Source organism: Bradyrhizobium forestalis (assembly GCF_002795245.1).
GTDB classification, from domain to species: Bacteria; Pseudomonadota; Alphaproteobacteria; order Rhizobiales; family Xanthobacteraceae; genus Bradyrhizobium; species Bradyrhizobium forestalis.
The window spans coordinates 1-384 of the sequence record NZ_PGVG01000166.1; the positions used below are offsets into that span (position 1 = coordinate 1).

Consider the following 384-nt stretch of genomic DNA (forward strand, 5'->3'; position numbering starts at 1 on the left):
GTCAAAGCTTTGGTCTGGAAATTCCAGCGCTTCGGCATCGCCGACCCTGAAGTCGATCTCCGGTGCAATCAGTTTTGCCGCCTCGATAACGCCTTCACCAATATCGATACCAGTCACCTTTGCGCCTCGATTAGATAACCGCCGCGCAGTCCAGCCCGTGCCTGTCGCAACGTCAAGGATGCGCTCTCCCGTTTGCGGCCAGATTCGATTCACGACGTGATCAATGGCGTCTGCTATGCTTTGGCTCACGGTATCGTAGGACGCGCCGCCGGAACCCCAAGTCGCGGCGGGTTTGAGGTTATGAGCAAGAATTTGCGCCATGAAATTTACTCCTCGATCTCGATGGAATAATCAGCTCAGTCGCTTGAGCCCGGCGTGATGAGA

Annotated in this window: 1 protein-coding gene; it reads right to left on the reverse strand. The window is 55.5% G+C overall.

Going from position 1 to position 384, the window contains the following annotated elements:
• On the reverse strand, nucleotides 1-321 hold a 321-nt coding region (locus CVM73_RS38950), incomplete at its 3' end, for a class I SAM-dependent methyltransferase (protein WP_146006771.1).
• Nucleotides 322-384 lie beyond the last annotated feature (63 nt).